The organism is Pseudomonas sp. MWU16-30323, assembly GCF_020515595.1.
In the GTDB taxonomy this organism is placed as follows: Bacteria; Pseudomonadota; Gammaproteobacteria; order Pseudomonadales; family Pseudomonadaceae; genus Aquipseudomonas; species Aquipseudomonas yamanorum.
Genome location: NZ_JAIWYM010000001.1, coordinates 301811 through 323271 on the forward strand (window position 1 = coordinate 301811; position 21461 = coordinate 323271).

At 59.7% G+C, this 21461-nt stretch carries 19 protein-coding genes; 10 read left to right on the top strand and 9 right to left on the bottom strand.

Annotation, left to right across the window (positions count from 1 at the left end; genetic code table 11):
• The first annotated feature begins 68 nt into the window (after positions 1-68).
• A complete protein-coding gene (locus tag LIY45_RS01460) occupies positions 69-953 on the top strand; it encodes a hypothetical protein (RefSeq protein WP_226475078.1) in 885 nt (294 codons plus the stop codon).
• A gap of 55 nt (positions 954-1008) precedes the next feature.
• On the opposite strand, the gene LIY45_RS01465 is transcribed toward LIY45_RS01460, so the two are convergent.
• From LIY45_RS01465 to LIY45_RS01495, 7 genes are all read right to left on the bottom strand, one after another.
• Positions 1009-2331 carry a nitrate/sulfonate/bicarbonate ABC transporter ATP-binding protein gene (locus tag LIY45_RS01465; RefSeq protein ID WP_087695197.1) on the bottom strand — a complete coding sequence of 441 codons (1323 nt, stop codon included), beginning with the start codon at positions 2329-2331 and terminating at the stop codon, positions 1009-1011.
• Between the two features lie 14 nt (positions 2332-2345).
• Complete coding sequence (locus tag LIY45_RS01470) at positions 2346-4091, bottom strand: ABC transporter permease subunit (protein ID WP_017479086.1); 1746 nt, start codon at positions 4089-4091, stop codon at positions 2346-2348.
• Positions 4092-4318: 227 nt separating this feature from the next.
• Positions 4319-5047: an alanyl-tRNA editing protein gene (locus LIY45_RS01475; protein ID WP_226475079.1), complete on the bottom strand. Its 729-nt coding sequence runs from the start codon at positions 5045-5047 to the stop codon at positions 4319-4321.
• A 2-nt stretch (positions 5048-5049) separates the two neighbouring features.
• Positions 5050-6042: a serine O-acetyltransferase gene (locus LIY45_RS01480; RefSeq protein ID WP_226475080.1), complete on the bottom strand. Its 993-nt coding sequence runs from the start codon at positions 6040-6042 to the stop codon at positions 5050-5052.
• Between the two features lie 22 nt (positions 6043-6064).
• Entirely contained in the window at positions 6065-6979 is a 915-nt protein-coding gene (locus tag LIY45_RS01485) for a PLP-dependent cysteine synthase family protein (RefSeq protein WP_026078183.1), read from the bottom strand.
• Positions 6980-7003: 24 nt separating this feature from the next.
• Positions 7004-8863 (bottom strand): molybdopterin-synthase adenylyltransferase MoeB, encoded by a 1860-nt coding sequence (moeB, locus tag LIY45_RS01490; RefSeq protein ID WP_226475081.1) that lies wholly within the window; start codon positions 8861-8863, stop codon positions 7004-7006.
• Between the two features lies 1 nt (position 8864).
• Complete coding sequence (locus tag LIY45_RS01495) at positions 8865-9758, bottom strand: EamA family transporter (protein WP_226475261.1); 894 nt, start codon at positions 9756-9758, stop codon at positions 8865-8867.
• Positions 9759-9944: 186 nt separating this feature from the next.
• On the opposite strand from LIY45_RS01495, the gene LIY45_RS01500 reads away from it, so the two are divergent.
• A complete protein-coding gene (locus LIY45_RS01500; RefSeq protein WP_275948690.1) occupies positions 9945-11333 on the top strand; it encodes a PLP-dependent aminotransferase family protein in 1389 nt (462 codons plus the stop codon).
• A gap of 190 nt (positions 11334-11523) precedes the next feature.
• Here the strand turns inward: LIY45_RS01500 and LIY45_RS01505 are convergent, their stop codons facing one another.
• The gene (locus LIY45_RS01505) at positions 11524-12342 is read right to left on the bottom strand and encodes a pyruvate, water dikinase regulatory protein (protein ID WP_003215001.1); all 819 of its coding nucleotides are present in this window, start codon (positions 12340-12342) and stop codon (positions 11524-11526) included.
• Between the two features lie 178 nt (positions 12343-12520).
• Between LIY45_RS01505 and ppsA the strand changes: the two genes are divergently transcribed.
• From ppsA to LIY45_RS01545, 8 genes are all read left to right on the top strand, one after another.
• Positions 12521-14896, top strand: a complete 2376-nt coding sequence (gene ppsA / locus LIY45_RS01510) for a phosphoenolpyruvate synthase (protein ID WP_026078182.1) — start codon at positions 12521-12523, stop codon at positions 14894-14896.
• 107 nt (positions 14897-15003) lie between these two features.
• Positions 15004-15993: an alpha/beta fold hydrolase gene (locus LIY45_RS01515; RefSeq protein WP_226475083.1), complete on the top strand. Its 990-nt coding sequence runs from the start codon at positions 15004-15006 to the stop codon at positions 15991-15993.
• A 222-nt stretch (positions 15994-16215) separates the two neighbouring features.
• A complete protein-coding gene (rraA, locus tag LIY45_RS01520) occupies positions 16216-16707 on the top strand; it encodes a ribonuclease E activity regulator RraA (protein WP_017479077.1) in 492 nt (163 codons plus the stop codon).
• A gap of 25 nt (positions 16708-16732) precedes the next feature.
• Positions 16733-17728, top strand: a complete 996-nt coding sequence (locus LIY45_RS01525; RefSeq protein WP_017479076.1) for a zinc transporter ZntB — start codon at positions 16733-16735, stop codon at positions 17726-17728.
• Between the two features lie 86 nt (positions 17729-17814).
• Complete coding sequence (locus tag LIY45_RS01530) at positions 17815-18060, top strand: hypothetical protein (RefSeq protein WP_003215011.1); 246 nt, start codon at positions 17815-17817, stop codon at positions 18058-18060.
• A gap of 2 nt (positions 18061-18062) precedes the next feature.
• Entirely contained in the window at positions 18063-18887 is an 825-nt protein-coding gene (locus LIY45_RS01535; protein WP_008432650.1) for a mechanosensitive ion channel domain-containing protein, read from the top strand.
• A gap of 87 nt (positions 18888-18974) precedes the next feature.
• The gene (sigX, locus tag LIY45_RS01540) at positions 18975-19565 is read left to right on the top strand and encodes an RNA polymerase sigma factor SigX (RefSeq protein WP_063032363.1); all 591 of its coding nucleotides are present in this window, start codon (positions 18975-18977) and stop codon (positions 19563-19565) included.
• 107 nt (positions 19566-19672) lie between these two features.
• On the top strand, positions 19673-20656 hold the full coding sequence (locus LIY45_RS01545; RefSeq protein WP_017479075.1) for an OmpA family protein: 984 nt from the start codon (positions 19673-19675) through the stop codon (positions 20654-20656).
• Positions 20657-20716: 60 nt separating this feature from the next.
• Here the strand turns inward: LIY45_RS01545 and cobA are convergent, their stop codons facing one another.
• Positions 20717-21460 (bottom strand): uroporphyrinogen-III C-methyltransferase, encoded by a 744-nt coding sequence (gene cobA / locus LIY45_RS01550; protein ID WP_226475084.1) that lies wholly within the window; start codon positions 21458-21460, stop codon positions 20717-20719.
• Between the last annotated feature and the right edge of the window lies 1 nt (position 21461).

A 21461-nucleotide genomic window follows, 5' to 3' on the forward strand; every position in this document is an offset into this window, starting at 1 on the left:
TTTTTCCTATCAGTGCCAATCAGGGTTGCACCTGTGCATTTGAACCCTGAACCTGAGTAGGTACTTTTATGAGTAGCGTAAACCACCCGCAAACTGCACCTTATACCCGCGGCTATGAAATGACGCCAACCCCGGTGCCTATTCGTCGTGAGGAGAGCGCTGAGGCGCAACCTGACCACCCCCCATCGACGCCCCGCAAGCCAATCACTTCGCAGGAGCGTGGGGAGTTTTCAGCACATCGCCAGTTGGTCAATACGACACCGCCCTCTACACCCAAGCAAGGTGACACCGAGCAGCTGGCACGGCTCGCCCGCGAAAACGATAAGCTTCGAGGTGAAATCAAACAGTTGGTCGATAAGTTTACCCCGGTCATCCAGCGACTACAAAAAGAAGTAGCCCACCTGACTCAGCAATACAACGCTTCAACTCAGTCCGGGACTGGCACCAGCCCCCGCGTCTCTACTCAGGCGCCGTCAAAGGGCGAAAGCCGCAGCGCAGCGCCGCCGCAAACATCACCGACCAATGCAAATACACGAGCACCTGCGCCCTATACTTCTCCTACTCCTGAAACGTTGGCCAAGGACAACAAAGAGCTTAGGCAGGAGATCGACACGTTGACCAAACAGTTCGATACGCTGGTTGATCAACTTCAACAGCAAATCAACGATCTGACTCGAAAGCTGAGCAACACCGGCAAGCCTGAAAACCGCAATGCTTCCTCGGCTCAAAACGTCAACACGGCGCCGAAAGAGGGCAATCATGGGGCCGACAATAACTCTTCCGTAGCGTCGACCCAGCCCAAAGCTCCAACGACCATTGAAACCTTGACCCGCGAAAATGAACAACTGCGCGCCGCGTTTGAGCAGATGATGACTGAATTCAAAACGGTGATCGCACAGCTTCAACAGCAGATAAAGGAACTGACAAACAAGCTGGGTGAGCAAAAAGCATAGGCCCGCGGCAGGGCAGCCCAAGACAGTTGAGCCACCCGTCAGGGCAGCATTGCTTCTACATGCTGCCCTCGACGTCATCCAGGCTGAACGTCTCGGTATGGTCGTCATAGGAGAAAATCTCTGCATACCGCCCCCACGCCACCACGCTTTCCAGGGTTTTCTCCACAAAGGCTTCCGTCATCGAGTCTTCCAGTTCCTGCTCGAAGCGCACCCGCGGTGCCCGATGGCCGCTGCGCTCCAGCAACACCTGGTGAATGCGCGCGGCCAATGGCACGTGGCGGATCAAATGTTCGGCGAACAGGGTTTTACGCTCCTGGGTGCCGTAGTCGGCGAACAGTTTGCCGGCGTCGGTGAGGGTGATGTCGGCACCCTTGAGTTCGGCAAAACCCAAATGCTCAAGCATCTCTGCCACCGGGAACAGATCGTCGACTTCCAGCAAGCGCCGCTCGGCGACGGTCGGCAGGCCGGCGTGGCCGTTGTAGGGCTCGGCGGCCAGGGTTTCGATCAAGCCGGCCATGAGGTTGGTGGAGACTTCCGGCAGCAGGCTGCCCATTTTCAGCTCAGGCAAACCTCTGCTCGCGTCGGCGCTGCGGCGGTCGGTCATCAGGGCGTAGATGTCGTCAACCATTTGCCGGAAGGTCGGGTCCAGGCGGTTGCGCGGGTGGGCAAACGGCACCTTGATCTCGGCCACCACCCGTCCAGGGTTGGACGACAGCACCAGGATGCGGTCGCACATCAGCACTGCTTCTTCGATGTTGTGGGTCACGATCAGGATCGATTTGATCGGCAGTTGCTTGCCGCTCCACAGATCCAGCAGGTCGGTGCGCAAGGTCTCAGCGGTGAGCACGTCCAGCGCCGAGAACGGTTCGTCCATCAGCAGCAGGGTCGGGTTCACCACCAGCCCGCGGGCGAAACCCACGCGCTGGCGCATGCCACCGGACAGTTCACGGGGGTAGGCGTTTTCAAAACCGTCCAGGCCGATCAGGTCGATCGCCGCCAGGGCGCGCCTGCGGGACTCCTTGCGCTCGACCTGCAAGGCTTGCAGGCCGGCCTCGACGTTTTCCAGCACGGTCAGCCACGGGAACAGTGCAAAGGTCTGGAACACCATGGCCACGCCTTCGGCCGGGCCGTTGAGCGGCGCGCCGTTGTAGCGGACTTCGCCCGACGACGGCTGGATCAGCCCCGCGATGATGCGCAGCAAGGTCGACTTGCCCGAGCCGGAGCGACCAAGCATGCCGACAATCTCGCCCTCGTGCAGGCTCAAGTCCACGCCGCTGAGGACTTGCAGCTCGTCTTTACCTTTGCCGAACACCCGGTTCACGTTTTTCAACGAGTAGATTTCCGGGGTGTCGGCGGCGTGCTCGGTATAGGTAGTCATCACAGCGAATCCCATCAATTCAGACGAAGTTTGTTTTCAGCCATGGCGTACATCGGCCGCCACACCGCACGGTTGAACGCCACCACGAAGATCGACATCACCACCACGCCCAGGGCGATCTTCGGGAAGTCGCCGGCTGCGGTGGTCTGTGCGATGTAGGCGCCCAGCCCGTGGGCGACCACATTGTCCTGGCCCCAGGACACGTACTCGGACACGATACTGGCGTTCCAGGCACCGCCCGAGGCGGTAATGGCCCCGGTGACGTAGTACGGGAAAATCCCCGGCAGCATCACTTTGCGCCACCACAACCAGCCGCGAATGCGGAAGTTGGCGGCGGCTTCCTTGAAGTCATTCGGGAAGGCGCTGGCGCCGGCGATCACGTTGAACAGGATGTACCACTGGGTGCCCAGCACAATCAGCGGGCTCAGCCAGATATCCGGGTTGAGGTTGTAGTGCAGGATCACGATGACGAACACCGGGAACAGCAGGTTCGCCGGGAAGGCCGCGAGAAACTGCGCCAGCGGCTGGATTTTTTCCGCCAGGGCCGGGCGCAAGCCGATCATCACGCCCAGCGGCACCCAGATCAGCGAGGCGATCAGGATCAGGCCAGCCACCCGCAACAGAGTGATCAGGCCCAGCACAAATACATGGCCGACTTCGGCGAGGGTCACTTCGGTGCCGACGTACTGCACGATGTGATACAGCGCATAGGCGGCCAGCAGGGCGATGAGTGCGCCCCACACCCAGTCGATCACTTTTGACGCCCTTGGTGTTTCTGCCGGCAATGCCTTGAGTGCACCGCCCGCCAGGCTGAAGCGTTTGTTGCCAATGCGGCTGATGGCGCGGGTGACAGGCCGCAGAATGCGCTGGACGATGCGCGTGCGCTGGATCAGGTTCAGCAGCCAGGATTGCGGCGCGGCGCCCTGGGAGGCGGTGGTTTCCATGCGGAATTTATCGGCCCAGGCCACCAGCGGGCGGAACAGGAACTGGTCGTAGATCAGGATGACGACAATCATCGCCAGGATCACGTAACCCACGGCGTGCAGGTCTTTCTGGGCAATCGCCAGGGCCAGGTACGAACCTACGCCCGGCAAGGTGATGGTCTTGTCGCCGACGGTAATGGCCTCGGAGGCGACCACGAAAAACCAGCCGCCGGACATGCTCATCATCATGTTCCACACCAGCCCCGGCATGGCGAAGGGCACGTCGAGCTTCCAGAACCGCTGCCAACCGGACAGCCGCAGGTTGGTCGACACTTCCACCAGGTCATGGGGCAGCATGCGCAGCGACTGGTAGAAGCTGAACGTCATGTTCCAGGCCTGGCTGGTGAAAATCGCAAAGATTGCGGCGAACTCCGCACCGAGCACGCGCCCGGGGAACAGCAGCAGGAAGAACGTTACCGTAAACGAGATGTAGCCCAGTACCGGTACCGATTGCAGGATGTCGAGCACGGGCACCAGCAGTTTCTCGGCGCGCCGGCTTTTGGCGGCCAGGGTGCCGTACAACAGGGTGAACACCAGCGCTGCAACCATCGCCGCCAGCATGCGCATCGTGGTGCGCATCGCGTATTCCGGCAGGTTGGCCGGGTCGAGGGAGATGACTTCACTTTGCAAGGTGGCGATGGGCGCCCAGGTTTCCCGGGCCGTGATGGAGAAAAACAGTAAAAAGCCGATCACCAGGGGCAGGGCGACCAAGTCCCAGCGGTTGGGCAGCAAGCGCAACGTGGACGCAGGGATATAGTGGCGGAACACTCTGTTCATAGGCAGTCAGTCCTGCAGCGTTCAGGTTCAGGGGCGTGATGGGAGTGAGCTTAGCTGCTGCACGAATGACCCACCGAGAAGGAAGGGCGCTGTTTTCGCGAGTCAGGGGCAACGAGGCGTTGCTGGCGGGATTGTACGTTTCTGAATGTTACAAGCACATAAATTTGCTGTCAGTTTCCTGTACGAACGGCGTCTAGGGCGTTGGCACCCTAGCCGCCGCACGGCCGTTATTCGAACCGCAGGATCACCCGGCGGTTGTGCTTGCTCTTCTTCTCGATTTTTTCGCAGAACACCCGGCCGATTTCCTCGGTATTGGTCACATGGGTGCCGCCACAGGGCTGGATGTCGATACCGGGAATCTCGATCACCCGTACCGAGCCCTGGATCACCGGTGGCGCCACCGCCTGGGTGCGGGTGATCTGCAGCAGGGTGGAATACTCCGAGGCGGGCATCGACAGGGTTTTTACCGCGTGAGCCTGTTCGATCAAGGCATTGAGGTCGCGGGTGATGGTCTCTTTGTCGAGGGTCATTTCCGGCAGGTCGAAATCCAGGCGGCCTTTATCAGAGCCGATGCTGCAACCGGTCACCGGGGCATCGATGATCGAGCACAGGAGGTGCAGGCAGGTGTGCATTTTCATGTGCTGGTAGCGGCGCTCCCAATCCAGGCTGGCGTCCACTTGCATCCCGGCCGCCAGTTGTTCGGGGCAGTGTTCCACCTGGTGCCAGATGATCGAGCGCAGCACCGGGTCGCGCACGGTGCCGGTGATGTCGACACGGCTGCCATCGGGCAGGATGAAGTGGCCGGTGTCCCCCGGCTGCCCGCCGCCGGTCGGGTAGAACAGCGTGTGTTCCAGGGCGATTCCTTGCTCACTGACGGCAATCACCCGCGCACTGAAGGCATTCTGGTAAGGCGCGCTGTCGAACAGCGCGAGGGTTTCCATGGTGTGCACAGACATGTTCAACCTCCGACGATCAGTGGGCTGGCTTGCAGCAGGCGACGAACCATCGCGCTCAAACCAGGGGGAGATAGCAGGGTGATCTCAAATTCGGGCCCGGTCACTTTCAGGTTCAGCGGCAGGCGCGGCGGGTAGGCCGTTGTGTCGATATGGCGCAGGCGGAACTGCAGGTGATGGCGTTCCTTGACCGTCGGCTCCAGCAGCAGGCCGGGCAGGGGATGGAAGTCGGCGTCCAGCACCGTCACTTTATGGCTCGCATCGACCTCGCCCACCACATGCAGGCGTTCATCGAGGGCAAATGCGCCGAGGTAATTGCTGTGGTCCGACTCGTCGTTTTTCTGGAGCTGGATCTGGTTGACCACCTTGACCTTGGTACCGGCCGGCACGTCCTGGGTAATCACGCAGGAAGGGCTGATAAACACGTTGTCGCCGATCAGCACATAACCGAGTACCCGCGCGCCGGAACCGACTTCCACGTTGTTGCCCAGCCGCGGGTGGCGCTTGCCGTCCGGGTTGTTGGCGATGCCCCGGGCGCCGAGGGTCACGCCGCAGAGGATGTAGCAGTCGTTGCCGATCTCGCAGGTTTCGCCGATGACCGTGCCGTAACCGTGGTCCAGCACAAAGCGCCGGCCGATCCGCGCGGCGGGGTGAATTTCGGCGCCGGACAGAATCTTGCCCTGGTTGCTCAGCTTCAGGGCGATGGTGGAAAACACGCCATTGTTTTTGTCCGGGAAATTCCACACCAGGTGCGCCAGGCGGTAGTACAGCACGGCCTTGAACGAGGCGTAGGACTCCAGGATCAGCTCACCGCGGCCACGGGAGGCCGGGTCGCGCCAGGCGTAGGCGATCAGGTCTTCGGCCACCGCCTGGGCCGCTGCCTGGATCAGCGGCGCGAGATGGGCCTCCAGCTGCTTCAACTGCGCAGGCGTAAGCGTGGTGATGAGGTGGGTGAGCAACTCATCGTGCAGCTGTTGCATGTCGATAAAGCCCCCCATGGAGGCACCCCCGCAATAGTTGTTATTCAAAACAGGGCAAATAGCTGTCGGCACTGTCGTAGACCATGGTCAGCACAACGGTGTCGGTGGGCAGCTCCGGCGCCAGCTTGGCGATGGCTACCATGTTGGCGGCCGACGACAGCCCGAGGCTGATGGCATCGGTGCGCATGATGCGTTTGATCATGTCGAGGCATTCCTGGCGCGACACCTTGAGCATTGCGTCAATGATCGCGACGTTGAGAATGCTCGGGATCAACCCGATGGACAGGCCCTGGATATGGTGCGGCGCGTGGCGGTCGCTGAGCAGGTCACATTCTTCCGGCTCCACCCCCATGACGCGGATTGCCGGCCAGGTGCTCTTGAGGGTTTCGCCGATGCCGGTGATATGGCCGCCGGTGCCGATGCCGCTGACGAAGTAGTCCACCCGCAGCTCGCCGAAGGCGCGGATGATTTCCCGGGCGGTGGTGTCACGGTGGGTCTGCGGGTTGGCGCCGTTGCGCTGCTGGTTGAGCATCACGTAGCTGGGGTTTTCCAACTGCAGCTCCATGCACTTTTCGCCGTGGGAATTGTTGCCCTGGCGGCTGTCCGACAGCACCACCTTGGCGCCGTACAGGCGCAGCAGTTTCTGCTTCTCGGGGCTGTAGTTGTCGGGGATCACCAGCACCACCTTGTAGCCCAGCACGTTGCCGGCCATCACCAAACCGATGCCGGTGTTGCCGCCGCTGGGTTCGATGATGGTTTGCCCGGAGCCGCGAATCAGAATGCCCCGGCGCTCGGCGTCGAGGATCATCCCCAGGGCGATGCGCGCCTTGTGGCTGCCACCGGGGTTGAGGGATTCCAGCTTGGCGTAGACCTCAATGCCAAGGTCTTCGGAAAACTGTTCCAGGCGCACGATGGGCGTTTGGCCAATGGCGTCGAGTATCGAGTTATGCAACATCAAGTAAGAGCCCATGGCCGCTGATCAGTACAAAGGCATGTCGGGTTCGACGTCGCGAACCCAGTGTTTCATGCCGCCTTGCAGTACTTTGGTGTTGGCGAATCCGGCCGCCAGCAACGTGCTGGCGGCTTGCTCCGCGCGGGTTCCGGCGTAGCAGATGAGGTAGTGGGTGTTGTCGCGGCTGAGGTTGGCGAGTTGGCTGTCGAGCTCGGCCAGCGGGATGTGCACCACCCCCGGCAATTTGCATACTTCCAGCTCACTGGCGTCACGCACATCCAGCAGCACGTCGGCCTTGCTGTGTCGTTCGAGCAGTTGCTTGAGCACCCGCGGCTTGATGTAGCGCTCTTCGGCCAGGGACGGTTGGCTTGGCATGGCGTCGGCGCAGGCAGCGGGTGCGAGGGTTTGGGTGTGGCGCAGTTCGGAACAGCAAGGGCAGTCGGCGCGGCGCTTGAAGCGGATCTCGCTGAACTTCATTGCCAGCGCATCAAAGCGCATCAGCCGGCCCGACAGGGGGTCGCCAATGCCGATCAACAGCTTGATCGCCTCGGTGGCCTGGATCATCCCGACCACCCCGGGCAAGACGCCGATGACGCCGCCGGCGCTGCAGTTGGGTGCCAGTTCCGCCGGCGGGGCCTGGGGAAACAGGCAGCGGTAGCACGGCCCGCCTTTGTAGTTGAGCACGCTGATCTGCCCGTCGAAGCGGTAGATGGCGCCGTACACCAACGGCTTGCCCAACTGCACGCAAGCGTCGTTGACCAGGTAGCGGGTTTCGAAATTGTCGGTGCCGTCGATCACCAGGTCATAGGCGCCCACCAGTTCCAGGGCGTTGTCGGTGTTGAAGGCGGTGTCGTAGGTGTTGATCTGGATGTGGCTGTTCAGGTCCTGCAAACGCTGCTTGGCCGACTCCACCTTGGGCAGGCCCAGGGTGCTGTTGCCATGGACGACCTGGCGTTGCAGGTTGCTGCTTTCCACCACGTCGAAATCCACCAGCCCCAGGGTGCCGATGCCGGCCGCCGCCAGGTACAGGCTGATGGGCGAACCGAGGCCGCCGGTGCCGATGATCAGCACCTTGGCTTTCTTCAGGTTCAGTTGGCCTTCGCGGCCGACGCCGGGCAGGGTGATGTGGCGCACGTACCGCTGCACTTCCTCGTTGCTCAGTTGGTCGACGTCCATGCCGCCGGACGTGGCCAGCAGCACTTCGATTTTGGCCTTTTCGGGCAACCGGTCGTTGGCGTCGATCAGTGCCTCTTCGGCGGTGAACAGGAAGTGTTCCTTGAGCTGGTTATTCTCGTAGAGCAGGTGCGCCCGCAATTGCGGGTGCTCAATGCAGAGGTTTTCAATGACTTCGCGCAATGTCGATCCGGCACCCTCGAGGGTCGATGCTGGCAGCTTGGCCACGCGGACCAGGATGTCGGGGAAAGAGACAGCGTTCATGCACAACTCCGTTTGCAGGTCGTTGAAGGGGTTTTGGGCGAAGCGCTTGCCATCCCAGGCAAACAGCTTGGAGCCTTGGGTCTTGCCCTGGCGAACATCGACCACCAGGTAACTTACGGAGTAGATCGGTTCGCCCATGAAGAGGGCCTTGTCCTGGTCTTCGTCGCTGAAATATGCGCCGACGTCAGGGTGGGAGTGGTAGATCACCACCACCGGGTTATCACTGCGAAACGCCTTGTTCATCATCAGCGTGTCGGCCACCGAAAAGGTGTAGCCGTTGGCGGCGCTGCGTGAATACATCTCGGGGTTCTTGCGGTGCAGCTCGTTCTGGATGTTGTTGCCCAGGTGCACGCTGCCATCGGCGAAAACGAAACCGCAGCATTCCTCGGGGTAGCTGCGGTCGGCGTGGGCGTAAATCTGCTCCAGGGCGGTTGGGCTCAGGACCTTCATCTCAGTTTTTCTTCGCCAGGAGCTTTTCGATGGGCAGCTTGGTAATGGCAAAACCGGCCAGCAGGATCGCCGAATACATCATCAGGTCCTTGGAGATCTGCACGCCTTCGTACCAGGCACCGATGATCACCGCGAACACCGGGAAGATGATGAACACGAAGGACAGAATGATCGGGCTCAGGCGCTTGAGCAGCATGAAATACACGATAAACCCGCCCACCGACGCCACCAGGCCAAGGTAGAACAGCGCACTCCAGGAGCGCAGGGTGATGTTTTCAAAGGTCGGGGTTTCAAAGAAAAGCCCGGCAACAAACAGCATCAGCCCGGCGATGCCGATGGGCAGGGTGTTGTAGGTGATCACGCTGATGGCGCTGCCTTGTTTCTTGGTAATCACGTAGCACAAGGCATGCATGATCGCGGCGGCCAGGATCGCCAGCACCCCGAAGAACTCGGCATGGTCCAGGTGCAGGCCCTGGCTCTTGATGATCATGTACAGGCTGCCGAAACCGATGGCGATACCGACCACCTGTGAAAAGTAGATGCGCTCACGCAGGAACAGCGCGGAGAAAATCAGGATAAACACCGGCATGCAACTGAACAGCAGTGCGGTGAGGCCGGACGAGACATGCATCTCGCCGTAATTGAGCAGGTAATACGGAACACTGAAGTAGGACAGCGTCACAAACACGAAGAACCAGCGGCTTTCCCGGGGAAACAGAATCGGCTCGCGGCGCACCCAGGCGAAACACAGGAACAGCGGAAACGCGATCAAGAACCGCAGCCCGGCAGAGGTCAGCGGCGGCACGCTTTCCACGGCGATCTTGATGCCCAGCCAGGTGGTGCCCCAGCTCAGACACACGATCAGAAACATGACGCTGGTAATCAGCCCAGCCAACCACTGCTTGTGAGTTTTTGTTTTTTCAGCATTTTCGAGAACGGCGGACATTGGCATCGTGACATTGCTTCCATGAGACCGAATTGACCTCTATATTGAGTGCCTTGATTCGGTGATTGAACCCGTAAAAGCACACTATTAGGGCGAAAGATGGCTGTCAAAACAAATATTGACATGGTGTCAATTATGCGAGAAGGACTCTCCAACGGGCAGGGCGTGAAGTACAAGCGCCTGTCCGATGTCATGGAGCGGGGCATTCTTGAAGGCTTGATTGAACCGGGAAGAAAGCTACCGCCTCATCGGGTGCTTTCCGACAATCTGGGGGTCACCATCGGCACCATCAGCCGCGCCTACGGCGAGCTGGAACGGCTGGGGCTGGTGGTGGCGCGGGTGGGTGACGGCACCTTCGTGCGCAAGCGTGGGATGGAGCGCCAACGGGATGAAGGCTTTCGCAACTTCAGCGACGAGCCGCGGCAGTACTTTGATATGAGCCGCAACATGCATATCCCGGGGCAGGAAACCACGTTCCTGGCCCAGAGCTTCCAGACGCTGGCGAACAACGCCAAGTTCCTGCAGGACATCAGTGCCTACACCCCGGATGCCGGGCTGCCGCGTTATCGGGCGGCGGGTGCGCAATGGCTGGTGCAGCGGGATTTCCACCCGATTCCCGAGCAAGTGATCTGCGTGAACGGTGGCCAGCATGGGCTGCTGTGTGCACTGATGGCACTGTTACGGGCGGGCGACACGGTGGTCACCGAACAGTTGACCTACCCGGGGCTGATCACCGCCGCGCGCATGCTGGGGATACGCCTGATCGGCCTGGAAATGGATGAAGAAGGGCTGCTGCCAGGGGCGCTGGATGAAGTCTGTCGCAATCACCGGGTTTCGGCGTTGTACTGCACGCCGACCATCCAGAATCCCACGACAGCGGTGCTGTCGGTCGCGCGCCGTGAGGCATTGGTCAAGGTGTGCCGTGAACACAACCTGCTGATTCTTGAGGACGAGGCCCACGGTGTGCTGGTGGAAGACCGCCCGCCACCCCTGAGCCATTTCGCCCCGGAGCGTACGATTCTGATCAGCAGCCTGAGCAAGGCGGTGTCGGCGGGGTTGCGCGTTGGGTACGTGCACGCACCGCCGGCGCTGGTCAGCCGGATTTCTGCGGCCTTGCGTTCCACCTGCTGGATGGCCACGCCGGTCACCCTGGAACTGGCCACGCAGTGGATCGAGAACGGCACGGCAGAACACCTGCTGCACCAGCAGATTCAGGAAATCAGCCGCCGCAAGGCGTTGGTTGAAGGGCTGTTGATCGGGCTGGAGTACCGCACTCACCTGAACAGCCCGCACTTCTGGATCGAAGTCCCGGAGCCTTGGCGCGCGTCGGAAATCGAGGCGGAGTTGAAGCAGAATAATTACCTGATTGCGACCGCCGAAGCGTTTGCCGTGGGGCAGACGGCGGTGCCGCAGTTTATCCGGGCGAGTATCTGCAACACCTCGGGGGATGATCAGTTGTTGCTGGATGGGTTTGATGCGCTGGCGACAGCGCTGGGGCAGGGGGGAGGGCGGTTTCACCTGTGAACCCAACAACTTGTGGTGAACATGGCCCCCGTGGCGAGGGAGCTTGCTCCCGCTGGGCTGCGAAGCAGCCCCAAGGCCATTCACTAAATACCCGTCGTCTGGTTTGCAACTGCTGCGCAGTCGAGCGGGAGCAAGCTCCCTCGCCACAGAAGCTCCTTCGCCACACAGGCACCTTGGCCAGAGAGCGGAGTTACTTGAACCGCCGCTCCACCCCTTTCTCCACCAGAATCTTCGCCGAAATCTCTTCCACCGAAAAATGCGTGGAATTGATGTGCGCAATATTCTCCCGGCGGAACAGGTTTTCCACTTCCCGCACTTCAAATTCGCATTGCGCATAGCTGGAGTAACGGCTGTTGGGCTTGCGCTCATTGCGGATCGCCGTCAGCCGGTCCGGGTCAATGGTCAGCCCGAACAGCTTGTGCTGGTGCGCGCGCAGGGCGCTTGGCAGTGTCAGGTGCTCCATGTCGTCTTCGGTCAGCGGGTAGTTGGCCGCGCGAATCCCGAATTGCATGGCCATATAAAGGCAGGTCGGCGTCTTGCCGCAGCGGGACACGCCCACCAGGATCAAATCAGCCTTGTCGTAGTAGTGGGTGCGGGCGCCGTCGTCGTTGTCGAGGGCAAAGTTCACCGCTTCGATCCGCTCCATATAGTTGGAGTTATGGCCAATGGAGTGAGATTTTCCGACGGAGTATGACGAATGTTCACTTAACTCTTGTTCCAGCGGCGCCAGGAAGGTAGAGAAGATGTCGATCATGAAACCATTGGAGGTGGCAAGGATCTCACGAATGTCCTGATTGACGATGGTGTCGAAAATGATCGGACGAAATCCGTCTTTTTCGGCGGCCAGATTGATTTGTTGTACCATGGCCCGCGCTTTATCCACGCTATCGATATAGGGTCGCGTGAATTTGCTGAAGGTAATGTTTTCGAACTGCGCCAGCAGGCTTTGACCCAGGGTTTCGGCTGTAATGCCGGTGCCGTCGGAGATAAAGAAAGCAGATCGTTTCATTTGAGCCTTGGGCCTTAAGCTGATGACGAATCTTGGATATGATAGGCGCGATTTTGCCGTCCCGCAGTGGGCCGCATTCTCACTTATTTTCCAGGTCCAGGCCACAAACGCCGGTAACTGCTCCTACTGAGCCGCCGGCGTCCTGAGCTTTTCCAACACAGAAAGTGGAGAGATCACCTTGGTAGAGTACGTAGTTTCCCTCGATAAGCTCGGCGTCCATGATGTAGAGCACGTAGGGGGCAAGAACGCATCCCTGGGCGAGATGATCAGTAATCTTGCGGGCGCCGGTGTATCGGTGCCAGGTGGTTTTGCCACCACCGCCCAGGCTTACCGTGATTTCCTCGAGTTGAGCGGCCTCAACGATCAGATCCACGCCGCCCTCGATGCGTTGGACGTCGATGACGTCAACGCCCTGGCCAAGACCGGCGCCCAGATCCGTCAATGGATCATGGAAGCCGAGTTCCCCGAGAAGCTCAACGCCGAGATCCGCACCGCGTTTGCCACGCTGTCGGCCGGTAACCCGGACATGGCCGTCGCCGTACGCTCCTCGGCCACCGCCGAAGACCTGCCAGACGCTTCCTTTGCCGGCCAGCAGGAAACCTTCCTGAATATCCGCGGCGTGGAAAACGTGATCCGCGCGGCCAAGGAAGTGTTCGCCTCCCTCTTTAACGATCGCGCCATTTCCTACCGCGTACACCAGGGTTTCGACCACAAGCTGGTGGCCCTGTCTGCCGGTGTGCAGCGCATGGTGCGTTCGGAAACCGGTACGGCCGGCGTGATGTTCACCCTGGACACTGAGTCGGGCTTCCGCGACGTGGTGTTCATCACCGGCGCCTACGGCCTCGGCGAAACCGTCGTACAAGGCGCGGTGAACCCGGACGAATTCTACGTCCACAAACACACCCTTGAAGCCGGCCGCCCGGCCATCCTGCGCCGCAACCTGGGCAGCAAGGCGATCAAGATGATCTACGGCGACGAGGCCAAGGCCGGTCGCTCGGTGAAAACCGTTGATGTCGACAAGGCCGAACGCGCGCGTTTCTGCCTGACTGACGCCGAAGTCAGCGAACTGGCCAAGCAGGCGATGATCATCGAGAAGCACTACAAGTGCCCGATGGACATCGAATGGGCCAAAGACGGCGACGACGGCAAGCTGTACATCGTTCAGGCCCGTCCTGAAACCGTGAAGAGCCGCACTTCGGCCAACGTCATGGAACGCTACCTGTTGAAAGAAACCGGCACCGTGCTGGTGGAAGGCCGTGCCATCGGCCAGCGCATCGGCGCCGGCAAGGTGCGGATCATCAAGGACGTGTCCGAGATGGACAAGGTCCAGCCTGGCGACGTACTGGTCTCCGACATGACCGACCCGGACTGGGAACCTGTGATGAAACGCGCCAGCGCCATCGTCACCAACCGTGGCGGGCGCACCTGCCACGCGGCGATCATCGCCCGTGAGCTGGGGATTCCGGCAGTGGTGGGCTGCGGCAACGCGACCCAACTGTTGAAAGACGGCCAGGGCGTGACGGTATCCTGCGCGGAAGGCGACACCGGCTTTATCTTCGAAGGTGAGCTGGGCTTCGACATCAAGCAAAACTCCATCGACGCCATGCCGGACCTGCCGTTCAAGATCATGATGAACGTCGGCAACCCGGACCGCGCCTTCGACTTCGCGCAATTGCCGAACGCCGGTGTGGGCCTGGCCCGCCTGGAGTTCATCATCAACCGCATGATCGGCGTGCACCCCAAGGCGCTGTTGAACTACGACGGCCTGCCGCCGGACATCAAGGAAAGCGTCGACAAGCGCATCGCCGGCTACAACGACCCGGTGGGCTTCTATGTCGAGAAGCTGGTGGAAGGCATCAGTACCCTGGCGGCGGCGTTCTACCCGAAAAAGGTCATTGTGCGGCTGTCGGACTTCAAGTCCAACGAATACGCCAACCTGATCGGCGGCAAGCTCTACGAGCCGGAAGAAGAAAACCCGATGCTGGGCTTCCGTGGCGCCTCGCGCTACATCAGCGAAGCCTTCCGCGACTGCTTCGAGCTGGAATGCCGCGCCCTCAAGCGCGTGCGCAACGAGATGGGCCTGACCAACGTCGAAATCATGGTGCCATTCGTGCGCACCTTGGGTGAAGCGAGCCAGGTGGTGGACCTGCTGGCAGAGAACGGCCTGTCCCGTGGCGAGAATGGCCTGCGCGTCATCATGATGTGCGAGCTGCCGTCCAACGCCATCCTGGCCGAAGAGTTCCTGGAGTTCTTCGACGGCTTCTCCATCGGCTCCAACGACCTGACCCAGCTGACCCTGGGCCTGGACCGCGACTCGGGGATCATCGCTCACCTGTTCGACGAGCGTAACCCTGCGGTCAAGAAGCTGCTGGCCAACGCCATCCAGGCGTGCAACAAGGCTGGCAAGTACATCGGGATCTGCGGCCAAGGCCCTTCCGATCACCCGGACCTGGCCAAATGGCTGATGGAACAGGGCATCGAAAGCGTCTCGCTGAACCCTGATTCCGTACTGGAAACCTGGTTCTTCCTGGCTGAAGGTCAAGCGCCGGCGTAAAACGCAGCACCCCAAAGTGCCGGTCAACCTTGCGGTTGGCCGGCATTTCTCATTCTGTACAGGGCGGAACTCCTTCCGGACGCCGCCCTTTTTTGTGCAAGAGCATTATGCAAAGCAGCAGCAACCTGTTTCCCGTCGCCTTGATCAGCGCTGAGCGTCGTGGCGACCTGAGTGAAGACGTGTATCGGCTCAAACCCGGCAACAGCCCCGACGGCACCGTCGAGCTGGCCGTGACCCGCCTGGGCCTGGCTGATGTCCCGGAAAACCGGGGCGTGCCGGTGGTTTTGTTGCACGGCAGTTTCTCCAACCGACGCTTCTGGTATTCGCCCAAGGGCATTGGCCTGGGTGCCTACCTGGCGCGCGAGGGGTTCGACGTCTGGATCCCGGAAATGCGCGGCCATGGGCTGTCCCGGCGTAATCAGGCCTATGCCAAAAATCGCGTCGCCGACTATGCGCGCTACGATTTGCCGGCCATTGCGGCGTTTGTGCGTGAGCAAAGCGGGCAGATTCCCCATTGGATCGGGCATTCCCTGGGTGGCACGACCTTGGCTGCCGCCCTGGGTGGACAGCATCTGGGCGCGCCGGCGGTGGCCTCGGTGGCGCTGTTTGGCTGCCAGGTCAGCCGCACCCATTGGCCGTTGAAACTGCCACCAGTGGAATGGACCGGTCGCCTGCTCTTGAAACGTTTTGGCGAGTTGTCTGGTTCCCGGCTGAAACGCGGCCCAGAGGACGAGCCGGCAGGGGTTTTGATTGAAGCCATGCGCTGGAATGGTCTGTTCGGCCGTTTTGGCGAAGGGAAGCAGGACTGGTGGAAAGGCCTGGCAGACGTCGACGTGCCGCTATTGGTGGTGAGCGCTGCCGGCGATCACCAAGACCCGGACTGGGCCTGTCGCAAGCTCTTCGAACAGATGGGCTCCGAGCATCGCCAGTACTTGTGCCTGGGGCGCCAGCACGGGTTCAGCGGGGATTTCGGGCATGTCGAGATGCTTGTCAGCAAGGCCGCCCAGGCTGAGGTGTGGCCGTTAGTGAGGCGTTGGTTGAAAGATCCGCTCACACCTTTGATGGAGGCGCAGTCTCAGGAACTCGCAGCAGTTTGAGCGCAAGGCTCTATCAGGGGCGTTTCGCTTGTTTGCCGTAGCGGCTAAGATATGACGCGCTGGATGGTTCTGGTCATATTCAGTCGCGCAGTGGGTCTTGCGTTGCTGTCCGATGGGCCCGACTATTCGACCCGGATTAAAGAACCTTCACGGCAAAGCGTTTCCAGATGTAAGTAAACAGTGGGATGTTTGACACCTTCTTTCACCTACAGGAGTTTCTCGATGAACCATTACCTTACCCCCGACCTGTGCGATGCCTACCCGGAGCTGGTGCAGGTGGTTGAGCCGATGTTCAGCAATTTCGGCGGCCGAGACTCCTTTGGTGGCGAGATCGTGACCATCAAGTGCTTTGAAGACAATTCCCTGGTCAAGGAACAAGCCGAACTCGACGGCACCGGCAAGGTGCTGGTGGTCGATGGCGGTGGTTCCCTGCGCCGCGCGTTGCTGGGCGACATGATCGCCGAGAAAGCCGCGAAAAACGGCTGGGAAGGGCTGGTGATCTACGGCTGCATCCGTGATGTCGACGTGATCGCCCAAACCGACCTGGGCGTGCAGGCCCTGGCCAGCCATCCGATGAAGACTGACAAGCGCGGTATCGGCGATTTGAACGTGGCGGTGACCTTCGCCGGCGTGACCTTCCGCCCGGGCGAGTACGTGTATGCCGACAATAACGGCGTGATCGTCTCCCCCAGCCCGCTGAAAATGCCTGAATAAACAGCAGTAGCCGACAGGGGTGAGGATGTTCGAGGAAGAAAACGCGCAGTGGGGGCTGGTGCATGCCCTGGTGCTGGACGGTAAAGGTGGTGCGCGTTCGATTGCCCGGACAGAGCTTGATGAACTGCAACTGCAGCCTCAGGAAAGCCTGTGGCTGCATTGGGACCGTAGTCACCCGCAGACCCAGACGTGGTTGCGCAAATCCAGTGGCTTGAGCGAGTTTGCCTGTGACCTGCTGCTGGAGGAGAACACCCGCCCGCGCCTGTTGCCACTGCCGGACGCTGAGCTGCTGCTGTTTTTACGCGGGGTGAACCTCAATCCCGGCGCCGAACCGGAAGACATGGTCTCGGTGCGGATCTTTGCCTCGGCGGCGCGGGTGATTTCCCTGCGTTTGCGCCCGTTGCGCGCCACCGACGAGTTACTGGTGCAACTGGCGGACGGTAAGGGGCCGAAGACGTCCTCGGAACTGGTCCTGTATATGGCGCAGTACCTGACCAACAAGGTTCAGGATCTGGTCAGCGACTTGTCCGAAATCGTCGATATCGAAGAAGAAAAACTGGATGCCGACGAACGGTATACCCCGGAGCATGGCAGCGTTTTGCAGATCCGTCGGCGCGCCGCCGGGCTGAAACGTTTCCTGTCGCCGCAGCGGGATATTTTTGCGCAGTTGACCCGGATCAAGTTGCCCTGGTTCTGTGACGACGATGCTGACTACTGGAACGAATTGAACAACAGCCTGACCCGTTACCTGGAAGAGCTGGAATTGGCTCGGGAGCGCGTGGGGCTTGTGCTTGAGACCGAAGACCGGCGTTTGAGCCTGCGCATGAACCGCACCATGTACCGTTTCGGAATCATCACCGGGATCTTCCTGCCGATGAGTTTTCTCACCGGTTTGCTGGGGATCAATGTGGGGGGGATTCCGTTCGCTTCCAACCCTTACGGATTCCTGATTGCCTGCCTGATGATGGTCTCGGTGGCGCTTGGGCAGTGGTGGTTGTTTCGACGGTTACGTTGGGTTTGAGCTGAATGTGACCTGAACATGGAAAGAGGTCATGTGACCCGAAGAATTTTACCCTCGTCTTTTAAATCACTTGCGAGAGGTCTTTTATGCACGATCCGTTCGAACAGTCTTTGCGTGACATGCTGAATGCCTCGCCGTCCAACCGGGACGACGATGCTTGCCTGGGTCGCGTTTTGAAAACCGCCAACCGCCAGGTCGGGGCGGGGGACCTGTTCGGTCTGCTTGGTCGCTGGTTGCCGGCGTTGATGATGGCCTTGAACAATGGTTCGGCCCATGTTTCACCGGTTTCCCGTCGTAAACCTCTTGCTCGCACTGCTGATAAGGCTGAATGAATATGGAACTCGATCTCTGGACTCAGAGTCTGGTAACTGCAATGACTGCATTGTGGACCAAGGTGGCGAATTTCATTCCCAACCTGTTTGGTGCACTGGTGGTGGTGCTGCTGGGTTTCGTCGTGGCCAAGCTGCTCGACACCCTGCTCTCCAAATTGCTGGCTAAACTGGGCCTTGATCGATTGATGGGGGGGACCGGCCTGACCAAGATTCTGGGGCGTGCCGGGTTGCAAGTACCGATCTCGACATTGATCGGCAAGATCGTTTATTGGTTTGTTTTGCTGATTTTTCTGGTTTCTGCGGCTGAATCCCTTGGACTTGAGCGAGTTTCAGCTACGCTCGACATGCTGGCGCTGTATTTGCCGAAGGTATTCGGTGGCGCGCTGGTGTTGCTGGTAGGGGTTTTGCTGGCACAACTGGCCAACGGCCTGGTGCGCGGTGCGGCTGAAGGCGTAGGGCTGGATTACGCCAGTGGCTTGGGTCGAATTGCCCAGGGCCTGGTAATTATCATCAGTATTTCGGTCGCGATCAGCCAGTTGGAGGTCAAAACTGACCTGCTGAACCACGTGATTGTGATTGTTTTGATTACCGTTGGTCTGGCCGTTGCGCTGGCCATGGGGTTGGGAAGCCGGGAAATTGCCGGGCAGATTCTTGCGGGAATCTATGTGCGTGAGCTATATCAGGTTGGGCAACAAGTGCGTGTGGGCGAGGTCGAAGGGCAGATCGAGGAGATCGGCACGGTCAAGACGACAGTGCTGACGGATGATGGCGAACTGGTGTCGCTTTCAAACCGGATCTTGCTGGAACAGCATGTGACTAGCCGCTAACCCGGCGAATCCTGCTAATGTACGCCGCCGCGAACCTGGGTATCCAGGCTGTGGCGGACATTGACCTGACTGTCGGCACGATTTGTTTTGAATAAAGCCCAAACGCTGTCCACGCGCTATGACCCCCGTGAGCTCTCTGATGAGGAGTTGGTCGCGCGCTCGCACACGGAGCTGTTTCACGTAACACGCGCGTATGAAGAATTGATGCGCAGGTATCAACGCACTCTGTTCAACGTTTGTTCAAGGTATTTAGGGAACGATAGAGATGCGGATGATGTCTGTCAGGAAGTGATGCTCAAGGTGCTATACGGCCTGAAGAACTTCGAGGGCAAATCGAAGTTCAAGACATGGCTCTACAGCATCACGTACAACGAGTGCATCACGCAGTATCGGAAGGAACGGCGAAAGCGTCGCTTGATGGATGCTTTGAGTCTGGACCCCCTTGAGGAAGCGTCTGAAGAGAAGACGCCAACCTCGGAAGAAAAGGGCGGGCTCGATCGCTGGTTGGTGCATGTGAATCCGATTGACCGGGAAATTCTGGTGCTACGATTTGTCGCAGAGCTGGAATTTCAGGAAATCGCTGACATCATGCATATGGGTTTGAGTGCTACAAAAATGCGTTACAAACGCGCTCTTGATAAATTACGTGAGAAATTTGCGGGCAGTACTGAAACTTAGTGCGTGGCAAATATCTCTTACGTGTAGGCAAGTTCTGTTAGACTTGTCGCCGAGTTGTCCCCCGGTATGTGGGACTGCTTTACAATCACCAGATGGGGATTTAACGGATGAAACTGAAAAACACCTTGGGCTTGGCCATTGGTACTCTTATTGCTGCTACTTCCTTCGGCGCTCTGGCACAAGGTCAAGGCGCAGTTGAAGGCCAGCTGTTCTACAAAAAGCAGTTCAACGATAGCGTCAAGCACATCGAAGACGGCTACAATCCTGGCGCAAGCATCGGTTACTTCCTGACCGACGACGTGTCGATCAACCTGAACTACGACACCACCAACCACACCCGTTCGAACGACGGTACTGGCAACCAGAAGATCAAAGGTGATACCGGCAGCGTTACTGCCCAGTACCACTTCGGTCAAGCTGGTGTTGACTCCCTGCGTCCATACGTAGAGGGCGGTTTCGGCCACCAGAGCCGTACCAACGTACAGGCTGATGGTCACAGCGGTCGCGATCAGTCGACTCTGGCTATCGCTGGCGCTGGTGTGAAGTACTACTTCACCGACAACCTGTTCGCACGTGCAGGTGTTGAAGCTGACTACGCACTGGACAACGGCAAGTGGGACTACTCCGCACTGGTTGGCCTGGGCGTAAACTTCGGCGGCAACGCTGGTAAAACTGCTCCAGCTCCTACCCCAGCACCAGCTCCAGAGCCAACTCCAGAGCCAGAAGCTCCGGTTGCTCAGGTTGTTCGTGTTGAGCTGGACGTGAAGTTCGACTTCGACAAGTCGGTTGTTAAGCCTAACAGCTACGGCGACGTGAAAAACCTCGCTGACTTCATGAAACAGTACCCACAAACCACCACCGTTGTTGAAGGTCACACTGACTCCGTCGGTCCTGACGCTTACAACCAGAAGCTGTCCCAGCGTCGTGCTGACGCTGTTAAGCAAGTCCTGGTCAAAGACGGTATTGCTCCTAACCGTGTAAGCTCGGTTGGTTATGGCAAATCCCGCCCAGTTGCTGACAACGCAACTGAAGCTGGCCGTGCTATCAACCGTCGCGTAGAAGCCTCGGTAGAAGCACAAGCAGCTCAGTAATTACTGAGTTGTAGAAAAAAGCCCGGCTTAGGCCGGGCTTTTTTTCGCCTGCAATTTGCCTCAGGCGGTGGCGCTGGCCAGGGCCTCAACCGCTTGTGTCGCCTGGGCAACCCGGCCAATCACCAGGATTGCCGGGCTCTTGAGCGCAAATTCGTGCGCATCTTCCTGCATCCAGGCAAGACTGCTGCGGCACTCACGCTGATGTGGCAACGAGGCGTTTTCAATCATCGCCACCGGCATGTCATCGCTCATGCCACCTTCCAGCAACTGCTGGCGAATCTCCCCCAGCTTCGCCACGCCCATATAGATCACCAGCGTTGTGCCGCCCTCGGCCAGTGCCCGCCAATTGAGGCTGCTGTCGTCCTGAGTGTGGGCCGTAACCAGCGTGACGCCTCGGCTGACACCCCGCAACGTCAGTGGGATATCACAGTTCGTCGCCCCGGCCAGCCCCGCCGTAATGCCGTTGACCAACTCCACTTCCACCCCTTGCTGCCTGAGCCACGCCGCTTCTTCGCCGCCGCGACCGAAAATGCACGGATCGCCGCCCTTGAGCCGCACCACGCATTTGCCTTGTCGGGCATAGCGCAACATCAGGCGATGGATAAACGCCTGCGGCGTGGAACGACAGCCGCCGCGCTTACCCACGGTGATCAGCCGTGCAGTGGGGCAATGCTCCAGTAGCGCCGGGTTGACCAGGTCATCGATCAGCACCACATCGGCTTCCCGCAGGGCTCTCACTGCCTTGAGTGTCAGCAGCTCCGGATCGCCGGGACCTGCGCCCACCAGCCAGACTTTTGCGCTCATA

What these genes read in the sequence shown, in the direction of transcription:
- LIY45_RS01500 (WP_275948690.1), top strand. Translation starts at nt 9,945, where the DNA reads ATGCGAGAAGGACTCTCCAACGGGCAGGGCGTGAAGTACAAGCGCCTG.
- LIY45_RS01515 (WP_226475083.1), top strand. Translation starts at nt 15,004, where the DNA reads ATGCAAAGCAGCAGCAACCTGTTTCCCGTCGCCTTGATCAGCGCTGAG.
- LIY45_RS01535 (WP_008432650.1), top strand. Translation starts at nt 18,063, where the DNA reads ATGGAACTCGATCTCTGGACTCAGAGTCTGGTAACTGCAATGACTGCA.
- LIY45_RS01485 (WP_026078183.1), bottom strand. Translation starts at nt 6,979, where the DNA reads ATGTTGCATAACTCGATACTCGACGCCATTGGCCAAACGCCCATCGTG.
- LIY45_RS01480 (WP_226475080.1), bottom strand. Translation starts at nt 6,042, where the DNA reads ATGGGGGGCTTTATCGACATGCAACAGCTGCACGATGAGTTGCTCACC.
- LIY45_RS01545 (WP_017479075.1), top strand. Translation starts at nt 19,673, where the DNA reads ATGAAACTGAAAAACACCTTGGGCTTGGCCATTGGTACTCTTATTGCT.
- LIY45_RS01470 (WP_017479086.1), bottom strand. Translation starts at nt 4,091, where the DNA reads ATGAACAGAGTGTTCCGCCACTATATCCCTGCGTCCACGTTGCGCTTG.
- LIY45_RS01530 (WP_003215011.1), top strand. Translation starts at nt 17,815, where the DNA reads ATGCACGATCCGTTCGAACAGTCTTTGCGTGACATGCTGAATGCCTCG.
- LIY45_RS01475 (WP_226475079.1), bottom strand. Translation starts at nt 5,047, where the DNA reads ATGTCTGTGCACACCATGGAAACCCTCGCGCTGTTCGACAGCGCGCCT.
- rraA (WP_017479077.1), top strand. Translation starts at nt 16,216, where the DNA reads ATGAACCATTACCTTACCCCCGACCTGTGCGATGCCTACCCGGAGCTG.
- LIY45_RS01465 (WP_087695197.1), bottom strand. Translation starts at nt 2,331, where the DNA reads ATGACTACCTATACCGAGCACGCCGCCGACACCCCGGAAATCTACTCG.
- LIY45_RS01460 (WP_226475078.1), top strand. Translation starts at nt 69, where the DNA reads ATGAGTAGCGTAAACCACCCGCAAACTGCACCTTATACCCGCGGCTAT.
- LIY45_RS01525 (WP_017479076.1), top strand. Translation starts at nt 16,733, where the DNA reads ATGTTCGAGGAAGAAAACGCGCAGTGGGGGCTGGTGCATGCCCTGGTG.
- LIY45_RS01505 (WP_003215001.1), bottom strand. Translation starts at nt 12,342, where the DNA reads ATGAAACGATCTGCTTTCTTTATCTCCGACGGCACCGGCATTACAGCC.
- moeB (WP_226475081.1), bottom strand. Translation starts at nt 8,863, where the DNA reads ATGAAGGTCCTGAGCCCAACCGCCCTGGAGCAGATTTACGCCCACGCC.
- cobA (WP_226475084.1), bottom strand. Translation starts at nt 21,460, where the DNA reads ATGAGCGCAAAAGTCTGGCTGGTGGGCGCAGGTCCCGGCGATCCGGAG.